This window comes from Streptomyces sp. XM83C (genome assembly GCF_023072675.1).
Taxonomy (GTDB): domain Bacteria; phylum Actinomycetota; class Actinomycetes; order Streptomycetales; family Streptomycetaceae; genus Streptomyces; species Streptomyces thermocoprophilus.
The window spans coordinates 1-246 of record NZ_JALLGL010000714.1 but is presented as its reverse complement, the minus strand read 5'-3'; the positions used below and the strand labels follow the sequence as shown (position 1 = coordinate 246).

1 pseudogene is annotated in these 246 nt (G+C 69.9%); it reads left to right on the top strand.

Annotated features, from left to right (window positions below):
- Positions 1-26: 26 nt before the first annotated feature.
- Positions 27-246 (top strand): annotated as a pseudogene (locus MTQ10_RS31175) (IS5/IS1182 family transposase); the annotation flags it as partial.

Below are 246 nucleotides of genomic sequence, written 5' to 3'. Positions count from 1 at the left end.
TACACCGCACCACCGTCACCCGGTGGGTGCGCGAGGTCGTCGGCCTGCTGGCCGCCCGCGCCCCCAGACTGGACCGCGCGCTGAAGAAGATCGCCCGAAAGGGTGGCGGGGTGGTGCTGCTGGACGGCTCCCTGATACGGACCCGGCGGCGCACCGGGGCCGAGAACCGGAAGAACTATTCCGGCAAGCACAAATGCCACGGTCTGCTGGTGATCGCGCTCACCGACGACCGGGGCCGACTGCTGT